A 16,779-nucleotide genomic window follows, 5' to 3' on the forward strand; every position below is an offset into this window, starting at 1 on the left:
TTTTGAAGTAATAAAAAGTAAATTTGACTAAACCTTTTTAAAAAGATTGAGTCTAAGTTGACATAAAATAGTAAATTATGAAGAACTTTTTTCCACTTATTTTGTTATCGTTTGTACTTTTGAATTGTTCTTCTGACTCTGCTTCGTCGGAAGACATTCCAACTGATACAATATATTTTCCACCAATTTCAGGAAATATTTGGGAAATCAAACCCATGAGTGAGTTAGGTTGGAATGAAAGTCAAGTACAACCTTTATTAACTTTTCTAGAAGAAAAACACACTAAAGGTTTCATTGTTTTAGTAAATGGTCGCATTGTGATGGAAAATTATTTCAACGGTCACACCGCAACTTCGCCATGGTATTGGGCAAGTGCCGGAAAAACATTAACTACTGCAACGGTTGGAATTGCTCAAAAAGAAGGTTTACTCGATAGAGATGATAAAGTTTCGGATTATTTGGGAACAGGTTGGACATCGGCACCTTTGGTTAAAGAAAATTTGATTACGAATTGGCATCTTTTAACGATGACATCCGGTTTAAATGAAACTTTGGGAGATGATGTTTCGCCAGCAAATCTACAATATGTTGCAGATGCAGGCTCTCGTTGGGCTTATCATAATGTATATGTGAAACTTCAAGATGTTGTTGCAGAAGCTTCAAATCAAACTTGGCCTTCTTATTTCAATAGTAAATTGAGAGATAAAATTGGCATGAGCGGCACTTGGATTCCATTAGGTGGATTGAGTGTTTATTGGAGTACAACCCGCAGTATGGCTCGTTTTGGACTACTATCGTTGAACAAAGGGAAATGGGAAAATGAAGTAATAATTCCCGAAACTTATATGACAAATGCAATTTCAACTTCTCAAAATTTAAACAAAGCCTATGGTTATATGTGGTGGTTAAACGGTAAAGAAAGTTATAGATTACCACAAACGCAATTTCAATTTTCCGGTAGTTTAATACCGAGTGCTCCGGCTGACATGGTTAGTGGTTTGGGGAAAAATGACCAAAAAATTTATGTTATTCCAAGTAAAAAAATGGTAGTTATCCGTTTAGGAGAAGTTGCCGATGAAGAAAATTTTGCTTTGTCTGATTTTGATAATCAATTATGGCAAAAAATTAATGCGGTGATTAATTAGCCTTTGTTTAAAATTTTATATTGATTGATTTGTCGCGATTGATTTGTTGTTTCTGCTCCATTCGCTCCACGAACCAACATACAATTTTGGAATTTCAAATCCAGCATAATCCATTGCTAAAAGTGTATGACATGCTGTAACACCAGAACCACAATGTACTATAATTTTATTTGAATTTTTATTTTCAAAGACATTACTATATTTTTCTTTCAGTAACTTAGGTGATAAGAAAAGGCCATTCTCATCTAAATTAGTTGAAAACGGAATATTGATTGCATTGGGAATGTGACCGGAAATTAAATCAATAGGTTCAAATCCACCATTGTATCGAGTAGCTTCACGAACGTCAATAATCAAATAATCTTGATTGTTTGACGCTTTTTCAACTTCATCAATGGTAGCCAATGGTAGTTTCCAATTTTCAATTTTGTATTCCTTAGTTGGGATAGAAAATTCTTCTTTAGAATTTGTTGGATAATTATGTCGTTCAGCTTCTTGCAAACCACCATTAAGCACTTGAACTTTTTTGTGTCCGATAGATTTTAACATCCACCACATTCGAGCAGCAGCATTTGAACCGTTTTTACCATCGTAAAGTACAATATGCTTTTCAGGTGTAATTCCTAAACTTGCAAGTAGTTTAGAAAAATATTCAACGGATGGCAAAGGATGTCTTCCTCCAATTGAAACATCCATTTTTATATGAGTAAGTTGTGAATTTAAATCTACGAAAATTGCTCCGTCTAAATGTTTCTTATTGTAATTGGATTTAGCATCTTTTCCGTTGCTTACATCAAGAATAACTAAATTTTCACTATTGCCGAGTTCTTTTAATTCATAAACTTGTATAAGCGGAGTGACTTTATTAAGCATTATTTTTTTAAATACTTTTTGAGTTAATTCCCGTATTTATCTTGTAAAAAATAAACCAAATCATATTCATAATAACGAACAGCTATAATGAGTGCTACAGTAATAATTGTAATTATCCAAGAATACTTTTTGTAAATAACTGTATATGCCGTTAAAATCCCCATGATGATGAAGGGAATGGCTAAAATAATATTAGGAATCATCCAAGCTCCTCGAATGATGGCTATTGATTTCAATAAAACAAAAAAGAAACTGTAGACAGAAACAATTTTGGTCAAGGACACCAAATACTTATTAAATACAACCGGTTCTTGATTTTCCATTAATTAAAAAAAGAGTCTACAAACTCATATTTGTTAAACACTTGAAGGTCTTCTATACCTTCACCTACACCAATATATTTTACAGGAATTTTAAATTGATCTGAAATTCCAATGACTACACCACCTTTTGCCGTTCCATCTAATTTGGTAACAGCTAAACAAGAAACTTCTGTAGCTGCAGTAAACTCTCTAGCTTGTTCGAATGCATTTTGACCAGTAGAACCATCCAAAACCAATAAAACATCGTGTGGAGCATCGCCAACCACTTTTTGCATCACACGTTTAACTTTAGTTAATTCATTCATTAAGTTAACTTTGTTGTGCAAACGTCCTGCTGTATCAATAATAACTACATCTGCATTTTGAGTAACCGCACTTTGTAAGGTATCAAATGCAACAGATGCAGGATCACTTCCCATTTGTTGTTTTACGATTGGAACACCTACTCTATCAGCCCAAATTTGCAATTGATCAATAGCAGCAGCTCTGAAAGTATCAGCAGCACCTAAAACCACCTTGTGACCTGCTTTTTTGAATTGATAGGCTAATTTTCCAATTGTTGTAGTTTTACCAACTCCATTCACACCAACAACCATAATTACATAAGGTTTTTTGTTTACTGGAACTTCAAATTCTGTTGCTTCACCTGAATTTGTTTCTGACAACAAACCTGAGATTTCTTCACGAAGAATTTTATTGAGCTCATCTGTCCCCAAATACTTGTCTCTAGCGACACGTTCTTCAATACGATCAATTATTTTTAAAGTAGTTTTAACGCCAACATCTGAAGAAATTAATACTTCTTCTAAATTATCCAATACATCTTCATCTACGGTTGACTTTCCCGCAACTGCTTTTGTTAATTTAGAAAAAAATGATGTTTTAGTTTGTTCTAATCCTTTATCTAAAGTTTCCTTTTTTTCGGAAGAAAATATTCGTTTGAAAAAACTCATATTTTTAATTTTAATGGTTGAATTTCTGTGGCAAATATAAAAATAAAAAAGCTACTTTCAACGAAAGTAGCTTTGCTATATAGTCTTAAATGCAGATTATTTCTTTTTCAAGAAACCATCTACAAGTTCTGGTGCCATTACTGATTCTACAAAAGTATAAGCTCCTGTTTTTGGAGATTTTACCATTTTAATGGCTTTAGTTAATCTTTTTGACGCTGTTTGTAACGTTGCTACGGTTTTCTTTGCCATTTCTTATCTTATTTAATTTCTTTATGAACAGTTACTTTTTTCAAGATTGGATTAAACTTTTTAATCTCTAATCTATCAGGTGTATTTTTTTTGTTTTTAGTAGTGATATAACGAGACGTTCCAGGAACTCCTGAAGTTTTGTGCTCTGTACACTCTAAAATTACTTGGATTCTATTGCCTTTCTTTGCCATTTTTCTGTATATTTAATAGGGTAAAATTACGAAATAAATCCGTTTGCTTTTGCATCTTTCAATACAGCGGCTAACCCTTTTTTATTAATTGTTTTAATAGTAGATGCAGCTACTCGTAACGTAATCCATCTGTCTTCTTCAGCAAGATAGAAACGTTTTTTAACTAAGTTTACAGAAAATTTTCTCTTAGTTTTGTTCATCGCGTGAGAAACATTGTTTCCTACCATCGCTCTTTTACCTGTAAGGTCACAAACTCTTGACATTATGCTTATCTTTTATCGTTATTCAAAATCAGGGTGCAAAGAAACAAAAAACTAATCTATTACACAAACAAATTTTAGTAGTTTTTTAAAATTTCTTTTAAAAGCAACTCAAGTCCCTTATTTACTGATCTTTCTATCACTTTTTGACGGGGCTGACCAAAATAAAAAGCTTCCGAAAAAACACCTTTTGGTGTAGCTATGGCAATACAAACCGTTCCCAAATCTGCCTGAGCTTCTCCTTTTGCAGGTCCTGCGTTTCCAGTAGTTGCAATGGCAAAATCGGAATTTAAAATTTTTTGAACACCAAGTGCCATTTCTTCTGCAACTTCTTTGCTTACAACTGAAAATGCTTCTATTGTTGATTCATTTACTCCAAGCAAAGCTACTTTTGTATCGGTGGCATAGGTGACAACGCCTCCTCTAAAATAATCTGACGAACCCGGAATTGCAGTAATGGTTTCTGAAATCTTTCCTCCAGTACAGCTTTCTGCAGTTGACAGCGTAAATCCTTTTTTACTAAGTAACTTTCCTAAAACAACTTCTATACTTTCATCCTCTTCAAATCCAACAATAATATCACCTATCAATTCGTGAAGTTGTAACACTAACTCATTTATGGTTTTTATAAGAAGGTCTTCATCCAATCCTCGTGTTGTTAATCGCAATCGAACTCTACCCGGACTCGGCAAATAGGCTAATTTTACAAAACTTGGCAAATTATCTTCAAATGACTCAATGCGTTCTGCTACAATACTTTCTCCTTGTCCGTAAGTTAAAATAGTTTTATGCAGAACATAGGGACGCTTGAACTCACTAACTATTTTTGGAATTAGATGATTTGCAACAATTGCTTTCATTTCATAAGGAACTCCGGGCAATGACACAAAAACTGTTTTCCCCTTTTGCATCCACATTCCTGGTGCCGTTCCATAATCATTTTGTAAAACCACACATTTTGAAGGCACTAATGCTTGATCAAGATTGACTTGCGAAACTCTGAAATTTAATTTTTCAAATAAAGCAACAATGTGATTTTCTACTTGCAGATTTTTAACCAATATATCTTCAAAATAAGTACAAAAAGTAAGCTTAGTCAAATCATCTTTTGTTGGCCCCAAACCTCCGGTAATGATAACAAAATCAATTTGGTCTTGTACTTTAGAAAAAGTTTCTAAAATATGTGATTTTTCATCACTAATAGATACCATTTCGTGAACCTGAATTCCGATTTTATCTAATGATTTTGCAATATAGCCGGAATTGGTATCAGTGATTTGTCCGATAAGAATTTCATCACCAATTGTGATAATGGTTGCTTTCATTGTAGAAGTTTCTGAGGTGCTGAGTTTCTGAGATATTATTTGCTAAACTTAGCAACTATTCTAACCCAAACCATGCATTAAGCTGGCAGATAAAAAGTAAAAAGCGTAACTAAAAAACCAATTTTTTTGACAAAAAAGGCATCCGGATATACCAATAACTATCGAAATTGCAATAAACCTGACTGCATTTTACTTATAGTCAAAATAAATCCTTATAGATCGAAATCTTTGTGAATTTCTTTGACCGCTTTGTCAATTTGATCTTCAATACTTTTGAAAACCTCTTTTATCTCTTTACGTTTACCCTCTCTTTTGGTCCATTCCATCACCAAAAGGTTCTCTTCGTAGGCCACGTTTAATCCTAATAAATCAAGAGTTGGTTTTATTTTATGAGCATAGCTGTAAGCTAATTTATGGTCTTTATCTTCAATACCCTTTTTGATAAATTTTAAATCTTCAGGAACTTCATTTACAAAAAGTGTGATGATTTGATATACAAATTCAGGATCATTGTCTGAAAGTGCATAAACCTTGGCCAAATTATAATGTAATGCCATTTTTTATTTTACTTGTATTCGAAATAATTTTTGTTCTTCTATAAATCCTTCAAGGATATCGTTTGGTTTTACTTTTGCCACACCCTCAGGTGTTCCGGTAAAAATAATGTCGCCAATTTTGAGTGTAAAAAATTGTGAAACATAAGAAATAAGTTCATCAATTTTCCATAACATATGGCTGGTATTGCCTTTTTGTACTACATTACCGTTATTTCTCAGTTCAAAATTAATGTTTTCTATGGAATTGAAATTTTTTCTCGATAAAAAGCTACCAATTACCGCTGAACCGTCAAATGCTTTTGCTTTTTCCCAAGGCAATCCTTTTTCTTTTAATTTAGCTTGTAAATCGCGAGCTGTAAAATCAATTCCTAAACCTATCTCATCATAATAATTCGAAGCAAACTTAGCATCGATGTACTTTCCAACTTTATTAATTCTCACTAATAGTTCCACTTCATGATGAATATCATCACTAAATTCGGGAATCACAAACGGATGTTGTTTGAGTAAAACCGCACTATCTGGTTTTAAAAACACCACAGGCTCATCAGGTCGCTCGTTTTGAAGCTCTTCGATGTGTTTGGTGTAATTTCTTCCAATGCAGATTATTTTCATTTTTAAGGTGCTGAGGCTCTAAGGTTCTGAGAAACTGAGGGTTATTAGGTTAACTTATTATTCAATTTTCTTAATTTAATAGCAGTGAGGACTTTTTTGGTATATAATGGAAAATCGGCATTTTGAATCCAACCGAAATAGCCGGGTTCTTCTTCTAATACTTTTTCAACTAAAGCTCCTTTATGTTTTCCAAAGGAAAAAACTTCCTGTCCATTATCGTTAAGTGCTATGAATCCGGCAAAATCGACTGATTTTTTTCGGGTAGTAAACTCAGAAAGCATTTTCATATCGTTTTCTAATTCAGGATAACGTTCTAACTGAGCTTTTAAAATTTCATAAGTGGCCATAGTGTCAGCTTCTGCAGAATGAGCATTTTCCAAACTTTTACCACAATAAAATTTATATCCTGCACTAAGAGTCCGTTCTTCCATTTTATGAAAAATGGTTTGAACATCAACTGATACTCTGTTTTTCATATCAAAATCAACTCCGGCACGCAATAATTCTTCTGCTAATAATGGAATATCAAATCGGTCGGAATTAAAACCGGCTAAATCTGAATCTTTAATCATGTTGTAAACCTGACCGGAAAGTTCTTTAAAAGTGGGTTCATTCGCTACTTTTTCATCTGTAATTCCGTGAACTTGTGTGGACAAAAAAGGAATTTTCATTTCCGGATTAACCAACCATGTTTTACTTTCCTTATTTCCATTTGGAAAAACTTTGAAAATGGAGATTTCAACAATTCTGTCTTTAGCAACATCAACTCCCGTTGTTTCAAGGTCAAAAAAGCAAATTGGTCTGTTTAATTTAAGTTCCATTTATAAATTTTAGAAAGGCAAATATAAGAGTTTGACTTTACCTTTGAACGATTGGTTTCTTTTTTTTAGGAGTTTTTTAAGTTTTTTAAAAGTAAAAACCCTTTCAACTTTTTAATCGTGAAAGGGTTTTAAATATGGTTTTGTTATGCTTTAAAATTCTCTGTTCTCGCTAAAACCTTCAAGATAATCGGCTACTCGTTTCACGAATTGTCCTCCTAATGAACCATCTACCACACGATGATCATAACTGTGTGATAAGAACATTTTGTGACGAATACCTATATAATCCCCAGTTGGAGTTTCAATAACAGCCGGAACTTTTCTGATGGCTCCCAAGGCTAAAATCGCTACTTGCGGTTGATTGATAATTGGTGTTCCGAAAACGCTACCAAAAGTTCCCACATTGGTAACTGTATACGTTCCGCCTTGAATTTCGTCAGGTTTCAATTGGTTATTTCGAGCACGGTTGGCTAAATCGTTTACTGTTTTTGTTAAACCGACAAGGTTAAGCATATCTGCATTTTTGATTACAGGAACAATTAAGTTTCCGTTTGGTAATGCAGCAGCCATTCCTAAATTGATGTTTTTCTTTTTGATGATATAATCGCCTTCAACAGAAATATTAATCATCGGGAAGTCTTTAATGGCTTTTGCCACGGCTTCCATGAATATTGGTGTAAAAGTTAACTTCTCGCCTTCTCTTTTTTCAAAAGCATCTTTCACTTTATTTCTCCAGTTTACAATATTAGTGACATCTACTTCAATAAACGACTGCACGTGAGCAGAAGTTTGCTTGGATGTGGTCATATATCCGGAAATCAATTTTCTCATACGATCCATTTCGATGATTTCGTCTTGACCGTTTACGGAAACCGGAATTTTTTTCTCTGGAGTTGATTCTGCTTTTGGAGTTTCTGTTTTAGATGTTTCAACTTTTACTTCCGATTTTGGAGTTTCGGCAATAGCAGCTGCTGGTTTTGGAGCCGCAACAAGTTGATTAGCTCTATCTTTTACGTAAGACAAAATATCATCTTTGGTTACACGACCTTCTTTTCCTGAACCGTTTATTTTTTCTAATTCGGAGATGGAAACACCTTCTTCTTTAGCAATATTTTTTACTAATGGCGAAAAGAATTTTTCTGATGAAGAAAAATCCACTGCCGCCGGCTCAACGGGTTGTACAATTTCGTTGGCAACTTCAATTGTTTTCTCGATTTCTTTAACCACTTCAACAATTGGAGTTTCTTCAACAACTGGCGATGCTACCGGAGCATTACCTCCTTCTGTATCAATAATAGCAATAGTTTGCCCTACTTGAACAACATCATCCACCTGAAATAGAATCTCCACCAATGTACCTGAAACTTCAGATGGAACTTCGCTATCAACTTTGTCAGTAGCTATTTCCAAGACAGCTTCATCGGCTTCGATTTTCTCTCCAACTTTTTTAAGCCAATTGGTAATTGTTGCTTCGGCAACACTTTCACCCATTTTGGGCAATTTCAATTCAAATTTTGCCATATCTTTAACCTAAAGGTTTATTTCTTGTTTCAGTTTGCGAAATTACTAAAAAAAGGATTGATTTTTATAATTATCAATAATTTTATTCAACTTCAAAAGTCAATTGCAATGTCAATGTCAAAAGTCAATTACAATATCAAATTCAAAAATCAAATTCTGCAATCTTCAATCTTCATAACTTCTCCCCTGTCGTTGCTGCTGTTGCTTCCAATCATAAAATTACTTTGATTGGGGATAATTTTGAATGTTACTTTTTCACTTTTACATGATTCCATTACGGAAATGATTTTTGAATAAGGTATATCGTTCTGATCAAAAATGATTTCAATGTTTGAATTTATTCCTTTTAAAAGCGAAGGTAATTCATTTTTAAAGGAGGTTGTAAGCTGTTTGATATTTTTTCCTAACAATTTTTCAAGTTTTTCTTTTAATAACTCATTTTGAGATATTAAAAAATAATTCTCAATTCGTCTTTTTGATTCTGATGTTTTATTTTTCTTTAAAAAAGCAAAAAAGAAACTGCCAACTTTCATAAAAACACTAAAAAAAGCTGATTTTTTGAAATGTTTGGTATAAAAATAATCCATTGCCTCTTGAAATCGTTTCATATAGGTTTCGTCTTTCACGGTACTTTCGCCTTTGTAATGAATGACGGTGGTTTCGGCAAAATAATAATTGGTTTTATTTTTTTTCAACACCATATAACTCAAATCAATATCATCGGAATACATAAAACAATTTTCATCAAATCCGCCTACTTCATTGTATAAATCACGTTTCATTAGCATAAAAGCTCCCACCAAAATTTCTACTTTTCCGGATTGATTTTCAGTTAAATGCTGAGCATAATATTGATTAAATAATTGAGCTTTCGGAAAAATTTTATACAACCCGAAGATTTTTGTAAACGCCACCCAAGGTGTTGGAATGCCGCGTTTGCTCTCGGGGAGGAAATTTCCGGTGCCGTCAATTAACTTACAACCGATTATTCCGAGTTGCGGGTTGCGGATTGCGGGTTGAGAGTTCAGAATTTTGGTAAAAGTATCTTCTGCCACTACGGTGTCGGGATTGAGAATGCAGAGGTATTCGCCTTTTGCTTCGGCTACTCCTATGTTATTTCCTTTTGGAAAACCGGTGTTTTCTTTGTTTTCAATGAGTTTGATGTGTGGAAAACGGGTTTTCATCATTTGACAACTATCGTCGGATGAATTGTTATCAATCACAATTATTTCGCCGTCAACGTGTTGCAAAGCGTCTTGAACACTGAGCACACATTGTTCGAGGAAATAGCGAACATTGTAATTAAGGATGATGACGGATAGTTGCATAGGGCAAATTTACAGCATCTTATTTAAATCTATCGGATTTTTTATATTGTTCAAAAAAACAAATAATAAAATGATATTTATTCATCGCTATGTTAATTTCATCTATTTAAAATTGTAAGTCCATGGCAACTCCATAGTAATCCCATAGTAATCCCATAGTAATCCCATAGTAAAGCCATAGTTGTGGTACCCCCACCCTTCATCCAACCACTAACACAAAGAGAATGAAAATTGAAATACATATATAATGTTTGGATAATGAAAAAACATTCATAAAATTACAAAAAAAGAGAGCTATTTATAGTTTGCATTTTAAAAACATTGTCCGTGTGAAGGTAAAAAACTACTTTTGCCTTTTAAAAACCTCTGATTAATTGGCAAAATGCCACATCCTCACATTTCATGAATTACCTTTCAGTAGAAAATATATCTAAATCCTTCGGCGAACGCGTGTTGTTTGACAATATTTCGTTTGGCATTAACAAAGACCAGAAAATTGCTTTTATTGCAAAAAATGGTTCGGGAAAAACAACCATTATGAACATCATTAATGGTTTTGATGAACCGGATACAGGTCAGGTTGTGGTTCGAAAAAATATCCGAATGGCTTTTCTATCGCAAAAAAATGAGTTGCAAGATGAGTTGACGATTGAAGAAAGCATTTTTGCCAGCGATAATGAAACGTTGAAAGTGATTGAGCAGTATGAAAAAGCGTTGGAAAACCCTGAAAATGAAGAAGCGTATCAAAAAGCGTTTGATTTAATGGACCAACACAATGCCTGGGATTTTGAAACACAATTCAAGCAAATTTTGTTTAAATTGAAGTTGGAAGATTTTAAATTGAAAGTCAAAAGTCTTTCGGGTGGACAGAAAAAAAGACTTTCCTTGGCGATAATTTTGATTAATCGACCGGATTTGTTAATTCTGGATGAGCCTACAAACCACTTAGATTTGGAGATGATTGAATGGTTGGAAAGTTATTTTGCCAAAGAAAATATCACGTTGTTTATGGTAACTCACGACCGTTTCTTTTTGGAACGTGTTTGTAATGAAATCATCGAATTAGACAACGGAAAATTATATCAATACAAAGGAAATTATTCCTATTATTTAGAGAAAAAAGAAGAACGAATTGCTTCTGAAAATGCAAGTATTGACAAAGCACAGAATCTTTTTGTGAAAGAATTAGCTTGGATGCGTCGTCAACCGAAGGCGAGAACTACCAAATCGAAATCTCGTCAGGATGATTTTTATGTGATTAAGGAAAAAGCCGAGAGTCGCCGAAAAGAAAATGTGGTCGAGCTTGAAATCAATATGGAAAGAATGGGAAGCAAGATTATTGAGCTTCATAAACTATATAAAAAATTCAAAGACCGAGTGATTCTTGAGAATTTTTCGTATGATTTTCAGCGTGGCGAACGCATTGGAATTATTGGAAAAAACGGAACAGGAAAATCGACTTTTTTAAACATTTTGACCAAAACGATGTTGCCCGATGCCGGAAAAGTGGTGATTGGCGAAACGATTAAAGTTGGTTATTATACACAAAGCGGCATCAACCCAAAACCAGGTCAGAAAGTAATTGATATTATTAAGGAGTACGGTGAATATATTCCGCTCACGAAAGGGAAAATTATTTCGGCTTCACAATTGCTGGAACGTTTTCTTTTTGATGCGAAAAAGCAATATGATTTTGTAGAAAAATTGAGTGGTGGCGAATTAAAACGCCTGTATTTATGTACGGTTTTGATTCAGAATCCGAACTTTTTGATTTTGGATGAGCCAACGAATGATTTAGACATCGTAACGTTGAATGTTTTGGAAAGCTTTTTACTGGATTTTCCCGGATGTTTGCTAGTGGTTTCTCATGATCGTTATTTTATGGATAAAATCGTAGATCATTTATTTGTATTTAGAGGCGAAGGTGAAATTGAAGATTTTCCAGGTAATTATTCCGATTTCAGAGCGTATGAAGACAGTGCCGATGTTGCCTTGAAAGAAGAAAACAAAGCCGATAAAAAAGCTTGGAAACAAAATAATCCGGTTGGAAATTTATCGTTTAACGAACAAAAAGAATTTCAGAAAATTGAACGAGAAATCAAAGATTTGGAATTTGAGAAAAAGCAAATCGAACAATTATTTGCTGATGGAAAAGTAACTGATGATGCAATTGAGAAAAAAGCGAATGAGTTGCAAGTGATTATAAAGAAATTGGAAGAAAAGGAAGAACGGTGGTTTGAACTTTCTTCGAAAATTGAGTAATTTAGCTCGCAAAGACGAAGAGTCGCCAAGAAAAACTGCGTCTTTGCGACTTTGCGAGAAATGATACAAATTATAAAATCATACCTGAATTTCCTATGGAACTCCAAAAATCAACACGGAGTTCACTCTCCATTTGTATTTGATTTGGTGACGAAATGTTTTTATGATGAAAAGAAATATCCCGAATATTCCATTTTACAAGATTATCGAAATTCACTTTTAGCAAACAAAAACACGATTGAAGTAACCGATTTTGGTGTCGGTTCACGAGTATTTAAAAGCAATAAAAGAGCCATCAATCAAATTGCAAAAAATGCCGGAATTTCTCCGAAAAGAGCAGAATTAATGTTTAGAATTACGAACTATTTTCAACCGGAAAGTGTTTTAGAAATAGGAACTTCGTTGGGATTGGCTACAATTGCTCTTTCGTTGGGAAATAAAAATTCGAAAATAATTACGTTAGAAGGATGTCCACAAACAATGGCAATTGCAAAAAATCAATGTCAATTACAAAATTTAAATAATGTTGAATTTGTAAACACAAAATTTGAAGACTTTTTGACAACTGATAACCGACAACCAACAACTTACAACTTTATTTACTTTGACGGAAATCATTCTAAAAAAGCAACCTTAGACTACTTTGAACGTTTATTACCAACCATTTTAAACAATTCGGTATGGATTTTCGATGACATTCATTGGTCAAAAGACATGGAGGAAGCTTGGGAAATAATTAAAAGTCATCCAAAAGTTACCGTTACAATTGATACCTTTCAATGGGGGATTGTATTTTTTAGAAAAGAACAAGTGAAAGAGCATTTCATCATCAACCCAAATAAAAACATCAGTTCTTATATTTTTGAACGAATTAGGATTTAATTTGTAACAAAGTCCGATTTTTTTCTACTTATAAGAAAATTATAATTTCTGAATTCAAATTTCTAAATTCTCAATTAAACATGGCAAATCCATTAATTAAAATAACCAATCTAAAACGAGACTTTGTTTTGGGAAGTGAAATCATTTATGTTTTAAAAGGCATTGATTTAGAAATTAATAAAGGGGAATATGTGGCGTTAATGGGTCCATCGGGATCAGGAAAGTCAACGTTAATGAATCTTTTAGGTTGTTTGGATACACCAACTTCCGGATCTTATATTTTGAATGGAAAAGATGTGAGCCAAATGGATGATGATGAACTGGCAGATATCCGAAATACAGAAATTGGTTTTGTTTTTCAAACTTTTAATTTAATGCCAAGAACAACAGCATTAGACAATGTAGCTTTACCTATGGTTTATGCCGGATTTTCAAAATCAGATAGAAATATAAGAGCCACTGAGGTACTAACTCAAGTTGGACTTTCGGACAGAATGGATCACAAACCCAACGAATTATCAGGTGGTCAAAGACAACGTGTTGCTGTTGCAAGAGCGTTAGTAAACAAACCTTCTATTATTCTTGCTGATGAACCAACCGGTAATTTAGATAGCAAAACATCCGAAGAAATCATGAATTTATTTAATGAAATTCATGCTAACGGAAACACTGTCATTGTTGTAACACACGAAGAAGATATTGCTGCTCATGCCCACAGAATTATTAGATTGCGTGATGGGTTGGTTGAAAAAGATGAAAAAGTAAAATAATAAACTTCCATTTTTGTAACTTTGTTTACATCGTTACAATCCAATTATGAAAACCTTAATTATAGCAATAGTTGTGCTTTTTGCAGCAGTAGTTCTTGTTTCAAGAATGGCGAATAAACAAAGAAACAATCGCCGAAATAAAAATTTCAAAACCAATTATTACTCCAAAAAGAAACAAGACTTAAAATGAAAATAGGCATTTTAACCTGTGCTCGTTTACCTGAACTTTTAGAATCAGATCAAAAATTAATTCCATTATTTGCTCAATATTCCATACAGGCTAAAGCTGTTGTTTGGGATGATGAATCAATTGATTGGACGGAATTTGATTACCTCATTTTCAGAAACACCTGGGATTATTATCAAAAAGAAATTACTTTTAATTTATGGTTGGATAAAATCAAATCATTAGGAATCAAGACATTCAACCCGATCTCCGTCATTCAAAAAAACAAACATAAATTTTATTTAAAAGAATTAGTAAAAGATGGAATTTCAATACTTCCAACGATTTTTTTAGAAAAAAATTCAACTCAAAATTTACGGAATTTAATTCCCGAGAATTGGGAGAAAATTGTAATTAAACCAGCGTTTTCAGCTGGAAGTTATTTGACCAAATTAATTGATCGAAGTGAATTAGAATCGATTCAAGAAGAATTCAACGAACATTTTGAAACCAAAGATTTTCTTTTACAAGAATTTCGTCCGGAAATAAAAGATATAGGTGAATCATCTTTCATCTTTTTTAATGGGAAATTTTCGCACGCTGTCAACAAAAAACCTGTTAAAAATGATTTTAGAGTTCAAATTCAATACGGTGGAAAATACAGTTTAATTCAGCCTAATGATGATTTATTGCAACAAGCAGAATTAGTTGTATCAAAAATTCCTGAAAAATTACTTTATGCTCGTGTTGATGGCATTGTTATCGAAAATAAACTTCACTTGATGGAAATCGAACTCATTGAACCCGATTTGTATTTTGATTTGGCCGATGGAGCGAGAGAGCGATTTGTGGAAGGGTTTTTAAGAGTTACTTAGTTAAAAAAAAATATTGGATAGTATATTTGATAATCAAATTGTAAAAATGAAACCACTAATTTTACTATTATTATATATTTCATCACTTGGAATTTGTTATTCACAACAAGGTGAAAACTACCTGTCAATAATGAACAATTTAAAAGCCTTAGATTCTATAACTGAAACTTCTTCTTATAAAAATGGAAAAATTGAATATAGTTTCAAAAGAATAATTTATAAATATAATAACGAAGAAATATCAATACCCGCGGGTAAAAGCGTTTACCATTATAAAAACGGAAAACATATTCAAACAATTTATAATCCTTATGGTTTACCATTAGTCACAAAACATTTTGATAAGTCTAATAACCTTATTTCATGCACTAAATTGGAATATTTTGAAACAAATGCTAAAACTATTGAAGATTTTATAAAATACAAAAAAGACCATATTTATGAAATTGAAATTAAGGACTACAAAATTTTAAAAAACCATAAAAAAACTTATCTCTATTCTAGTGAGAAAAGAAGAAATGGTAAAAAAATAGGAACATGGATTTATTATGATCAAAATGGCAAAATAAAAAAGCAAAAAACACACTGATAACACAAAGTATTATCAATTTTGAAATTAAAGATTAAATAAAAATAAACTCAGTATCTTAGCAACTCAGAACCTCAGCTACTTATAAAATGAAAATATACACCAAAACCGGCGACAGCGGAACCACTGCACTTTTTGGCGGAACACGTGTTCCCAAAAACCACATACGTATTGAAAGCTACGGAACGGTGGACGAATTGAATTCACACATTGGATTGATTCGGGATCAAAACATCAATCAATTGTATAAAAATGTTTTAATTGAAGTGCAAGACCGACTTTTTACCGTTGGAGCAATTTTAGCTACTCCTCCGGAAAAAGAAATTTTAAAAAATGGGCAACCGCGATTAAACATCAATAGAATTTCTGAAGAAGACATTCAATTATTAGAAAATGAAATTGATTCGATGAACGATTCATTGCCTCAAATGACGCATTTTGTCCTTCCTGGCGGACATACAACTGTGTCATATTGTCATATTGCAAGATGTGTTTGCCGAAGAGCGGAACGCCTATCAGTGCACCTTCACGAATTAGAACCGACAGATGAGCAGGTTTTAAAATACTTAAATCGCCTTTCTGATTATCTTTTTGTGTTGGCACGAAAGTTGTCACATGACTTAAAAGCGGATGAAGTAAAATGGATTCCGAGAAAATAAAAATTAGGGGTCAGATTATGATTTAAAATTGATAATAATCACCCAAAAATTGAACAAAAAAAACACGTTCTTAACTTTTACAGTAAAATAAACCAATTTTTACTTGACTATTTCAGTAATAAATTTATTTTTGCATAAAATTAAACCGCTAGCAGATGTATTGGACATTAGAATTGGCATCGTATTTAAGTGATGCACCGTGGCCAGCCACTAAAGATGAATTGATTGATTATGCCATCCGAACCGGTGCTCCATTGGAGGTGGTTGAAAATCTTCAATCTATTGAAGACGAAGGTGAAGTATATGAATCAATGGAAGAAATTTGGCCGGATTATCCAACTGACGAAGATTATCTTTGGAATGAGGATGAATATTAAAAATAAAAACTAACCCGAAAAAGTCTCATTAGAGGCTT

The 16,779-nt window shown here is 33.1% G+C and carries 20 protein-coding genes; 8 read left to right on the forward strand and 12 right to left on the reverse strand.

Annotation, left to right across the window (positions count from 1 at the left end; all coding sequences use genetic code 11):
* Positions 1–77 precede the first annotated feature (77 nt).
* Positions 78–1,145, forward strand: coding sequence for a serine hydrolase domain-containing protein (locus IEV15_RS07355; protein ID WP_188361865.1), 1,068 nt, complete (start codon positions 78–80; stop codon positions 1,143–1,145).
* 15 nt (positions 1,146–1,160) lie between these two features.
* On the opposite strand, the gene IEV15_RS07360 is transcribed toward IEV15_RS07355, so the two are convergent.
* The 12 genes from IEV15_RS07360 to IEV15_RS07415 all read right to left on the reverse strand — a co-directional run bounded on the left by IEV15_RS07360 (position 1,161) and on the right by IEV15_RS07415 (position 10,161).
* A complete protein-coding gene (locus IEV15_RS07360; RefSeq protein ID WP_188361866.1) occupies positions 1,161–2,018 on the reverse strand; it encodes a sulfurtransferase in 858 nt (285 codons plus the stop codon).
* Between the two features lie 23 nt (positions 2,019–2,041).
* Positions 2,042–2,341, reverse strand: coding sequence for a hypothetical protein (locus IEV15_RS07365; RefSeq protein WP_188361867.1), 300 nt, complete (start codon positions 2,339–2,341; stop codon positions 2,042–2,044).
* Positions 2,341–3,294 carry a signal recognition particle-docking protein FtsY gene (ftsY, locus tag IEV15_RS07370; RefSeq protein ID WP_188361868.1) on the reverse strand — a complete coding sequence of 318 codons (954 nt, stop codon included), beginning with the start codon at positions 3,292–3,294 and terminating at the stop codon, positions 2,341–2,343. Before ftsY ends, IEV15_RS07365 begins: the two co-directional genes overlap by 1 nt.
* 96 nt (positions 3,295–3,390) lie before the next feature.
* On the reverse strand, positions 3,391–3,543 hold the full coding sequence (locus IEV15_RS07375; RefSeq protein WP_188361869.1) for a DUF4295 domain-containing protein: 153 nt from the start codon (positions 3,541–3,543) through the stop codon (positions 3,391–3,393).
* A gap of 8 nt (positions 3,544–3,551) precedes the next feature.
* The gene (rpmG, locus tag IEV15_RS07380) at positions 3,552–3,734 is read right to left on the reverse strand and encodes a 50S ribosomal protein L33 (protein ID WP_112087260.1); all 183 of its coding nucleotides are present in this window, start codon (positions 3,732–3,734) and stop codon (positions 3,552–3,554) included.
* A 26-nt stretch (positions 3,735–3,760) separates the two neighbouring features.
* Positions 3,761–3,997, reverse strand: coding sequence for a 50S ribosomal protein L28 (gene rpmB / locus IEV15_RS07385; RefSeq protein WP_026711523.1), 237 nt, complete (start codon positions 3,995–3,997; stop codon positions 3,761–3,763).
* 74 nt (positions 3,998–4,071) lie between these two features.
* On the reverse strand, positions 4,072–5,319 hold the full coding sequence (locus tag IEV15_RS07390; RefSeq protein ID WP_188361870.1) for a CinA family nicotinamide mononucleotide deamidase-related protein: 1,248 nt from the start codon (positions 5,317–5,319) through the stop codon (positions 4,072–4,074).
* 212 nt (positions 5,320–5,531) lie between these two features.
* Positions 5,532–5,876, reverse strand: coding sequence for an Hpt domain-containing protein (locus tag IEV15_RS07395; protein ID WP_188361871.1), 345 nt, complete (start codon positions 5,874–5,876; stop codon positions 5,532–5,534).
* 3 nt (positions 5,877–5,879) lie between these two features.
* On the reverse strand, positions 5,880–6,491 hold the full coding sequence (locus tag IEV15_RS07400) for a fumarylacetoacetate hydrolase family protein (protein WP_188361872.1): 612 nt from the start codon (positions 6,489–6,491) through the stop codon (positions 5,880–5,882).
* A 44-nt stretch (positions 6,492–6,535) separates the two neighbouring features.
* Complete coding sequence (locus IEV15_RS07405) at positions 6,536–7,312, reverse strand: 3'-5' exonuclease (RefSeq protein ID WP_188361873.1); 777 nt, start codon at positions 7,310–7,312, stop codon at positions 6,536–6,538.
* Positions 7,313–7,462: 150 nt separating this feature from the next.
* Positions 7,463–8,833 (reverse strand): dihydrolipoamide acetyltransferase family protein, encoded by a 1,371-nt coding sequence (locus tag IEV15_RS07410; RefSeq protein WP_188361874.1) that lies wholly within the window; start codon positions 8,831–8,833, stop codon positions 7,463–7,465.
* 149 nt (positions 8,834–8,982) lie between these two features.
* A complete protein-coding gene (locus IEV15_RS07415; RefSeq protein WP_188361875.1) occupies positions 8,983–10,161 on the reverse strand; it encodes a glycosyltransferase family 2 protein in 1,179 nt (392 codons plus the stop codon).
* Between the two features lie 402 nt (positions 10,162–10,563).
* Between IEV15_RS07415 and IEV15_RS07420 the strand changes: the two genes are divergently transcribed.
* The 7 genes from IEV15_RS07420 (at position 10,564) to IEV15_RS07450 (ending at position 16,741) form a co-directional block, all read left to right on the forward strand.
* Positions 10,564–12,423 carry an ABC-F family ATP-binding cassette domain-containing protein gene (locus tag IEV15_RS07420; protein WP_188361876.1) on the forward strand — a complete coding sequence of 620 codons (1,860 nt, stop codon included), beginning with the start codon at positions 10,564–10,566 and terminating at the stop codon, positions 12,421–12,423.
* Between the two features lie 60 nt (positions 12,424–12,483).
* On the forward strand, positions 12,484–13,305 hold the full coding sequence (locus IEV15_RS07425) for an O-methyltransferase (protein WP_188361877.1): 822 nt from the start codon (positions 12,484–12,486) through the stop codon (positions 13,303–13,305).
* A gap of 80 nt (positions 13,306–13,385) precedes the next feature.
* On the forward strand, positions 13,386–14,075 hold the full coding sequence (locus IEV15_RS07430) for an ABC transporter ATP-binding protein (RefSeq protein WP_188361878.1): 690 nt from the start codon (positions 13,386–13,388) through the stop codon (positions 14,073–14,075).
* A 186-nt stretch (positions 14,076–14,261) separates the two neighbouring features.
* Positions 14,262–15,116: an ATP-grasp domain-containing protein gene (locus tag IEV15_RS07435; RefSeq protein WP_188361879.1), complete on the forward strand. Its 855-nt coding sequence runs from the start codon at positions 14,262–14,264 to the stop codon at positions 15,114–15,116.
* Positions 15,117–15,246: 130 nt separating this feature from the next.
* A complete protein-coding gene (locus IEV15_RS07440) occupies positions 15,247–15,705 on the forward strand; it encodes a hypothetical protein (protein WP_188361880.1) in 459 nt (152 codons plus the stop codon).
* Positions 15,706–15,794: 89 nt separating this feature from the next.
* Entirely contained in the window at positions 15,795–16,364 is a 570-nt protein-coding gene (locus tag IEV15_RS07445) for a cob(I)yrinic acid a,c-diamide adenosyltransferase (RefSeq protein WP_188361881.1), read from the forward strand.
* A 155-nt stretch (positions 16,365–16,519) separates the two neighbouring features.
* Entirely contained in the window at positions 16,520–16,741 is a 222-nt protein-coding gene (locus IEV15_RS07450; protein ID WP_188361882.1) for a DUF2795 domain-containing protein, read from the forward strand.
* The last annotated feature ends 38 nt before the right edge of the window (positions 16,742–16,779 follow it).

The sequence above is a fragment of the Flavobacterium orientale genome, assembly GCF_014638005.1.
Classification (GTDB): Bacteria; Bacteroidota; Bacteroidia; order Flavobacteriales; family Flavobacteriaceae; genus Flavobacterium; species Flavobacterium orientale.

Excerpts from the sequence above, each read along its gene's own strand:
- IEV15_RS07355 (WP_188361865.1), top strand. The coding sequence starts at position 78 with ATGAAGAACTTTTTTCCACTTATTTTGTTATCGTTTGTACTTTTGAAT.
- IEV15_RS07360 (WP_188361866.1), bottom strand. The coding sequence starts at position 2,018 with ATGCTTAATAAAGTCACTCCGCTTATACAAGTTTATGAATTAAAAGAA.
- IEV15_RS07365 (WP_188361867.1), bottom strand. The coding sequence starts at position 2,341 with ATGGAAAATCAAGAACCGGTTGTATTTAATAAGTATTTGGTGTCCTTG.
- ftsY (WP_188361868.1), bottom strand. The coding sequence starts at position 3,294 with ATGAGTTTTTTCAAACGAATATTTTCTTCCGAAAAAAAGGAAACTTTA.
- IEV15_RS07375 (WP_188361869.1), bottom strand. The coding sequence starts at position 3,543 with ATGGCAAAGAAAACCGTAGCAACGTTACAAACAGCGTCAAAAAGATTA.
- rpmG (WP_112087260.1), bottom strand. The coding sequence starts at position 3,734 with ATGGCAAAGAAAGGCAATAGAATCCAAGTAATTTTAGAGTGTACAGAG.
- rpmB (WP_026711523.1), bottom strand. The coding sequence starts at position 3,997 with ATGTCAAGAGTTTGTGACCTTACAGGTAAAAGAGCGATGGTAGGAAAC.
- IEV15_RS07390 (WP_188361870.1), bottom strand. The coding sequence starts at position 5,319 with ATGAAAGCAACCATTATCACAATTGGTGATGAAATTCTTATCGGACAA.
- IEV15_RS07395 (WP_188361871.1), bottom strand. The coding sequence starts at position 5,876 with ATGGCATTACATTATAATTTGGCCAAGGTTTATGCACTTTCAGACAAT.
- IEV15_RS07400 (WP_188361872.1), bottom strand. The coding sequence starts at position 6,491 with ATGAAAATAATCTGCATTGGAAGAAATTACACCAAACACATCGAAGAG.
- IEV15_RS07405 (WP_188361873.1), bottom strand. The coding sequence starts at position 7,312 with ATGGAACTTAAATTAAACAGACCAATTTGCTTTTTTGACCTTGAAACA.
- IEV15_RS07410 (WP_188361874.1), bottom strand. The coding sequence starts at position 8,833 with ATGGCAAAATTTGAATTGAAATTGCCCAAAATGGGTGAAAGTGTTGCC.
- IEV15_RS07415 (WP_188361875.1), bottom strand. The coding sequence starts at position 10,161 with ATGCAACTATCCGTCATCATCCTTAATTACAATGTTCGCTATTTCCTC.
- IEV15_RS07420 (WP_188361876.1), top strand. The coding sequence starts at position 10,564 with ATGAATTACCTTTCAGTAGAAAATATATCTAAATCCTTCGGCGAACGC.
- IEV15_RS07425 (WP_188361877.1), top strand. The coding sequence starts at position 12,484 with ATGATACAAATTATAAAATCATACCTGAATTTCCTATGGAACTCCAAA.
- IEV15_RS07430 (WP_188361878.1), top strand. The coding sequence starts at position 13,386 with ATGGCAAATCCATTAATTAAAATAACCAATCTAAAACGAGACTTTGTT.
- IEV15_RS07435 (WP_188361879.1), top strand. The coding sequence starts at position 14,262 with ATGAAAATAGGCATTTTAACCTGTGCTCGTTTACCTGAACTTTTAGAA.
- IEV15_RS07440 (WP_188361880.1), top strand. The coding sequence starts at position 15,247 with ATGAACAATTTAAAAGCCTTAGATTCTATAACTGAAACTTCTTCTTAT.
- IEV15_RS07445 (WP_188361881.1), top strand. The coding sequence starts at position 15,795 with ATGAAAATATACACCAAAACCGGCGACAGCGGAACCACTGCACTTTTT.
- IEV15_RS07450 (WP_188361882.1), top strand. The coding sequence starts at position 16,520 with ATGTATTGGACATTAGAATTGGCATCGTATTTAAGTGATGCACCGTGG.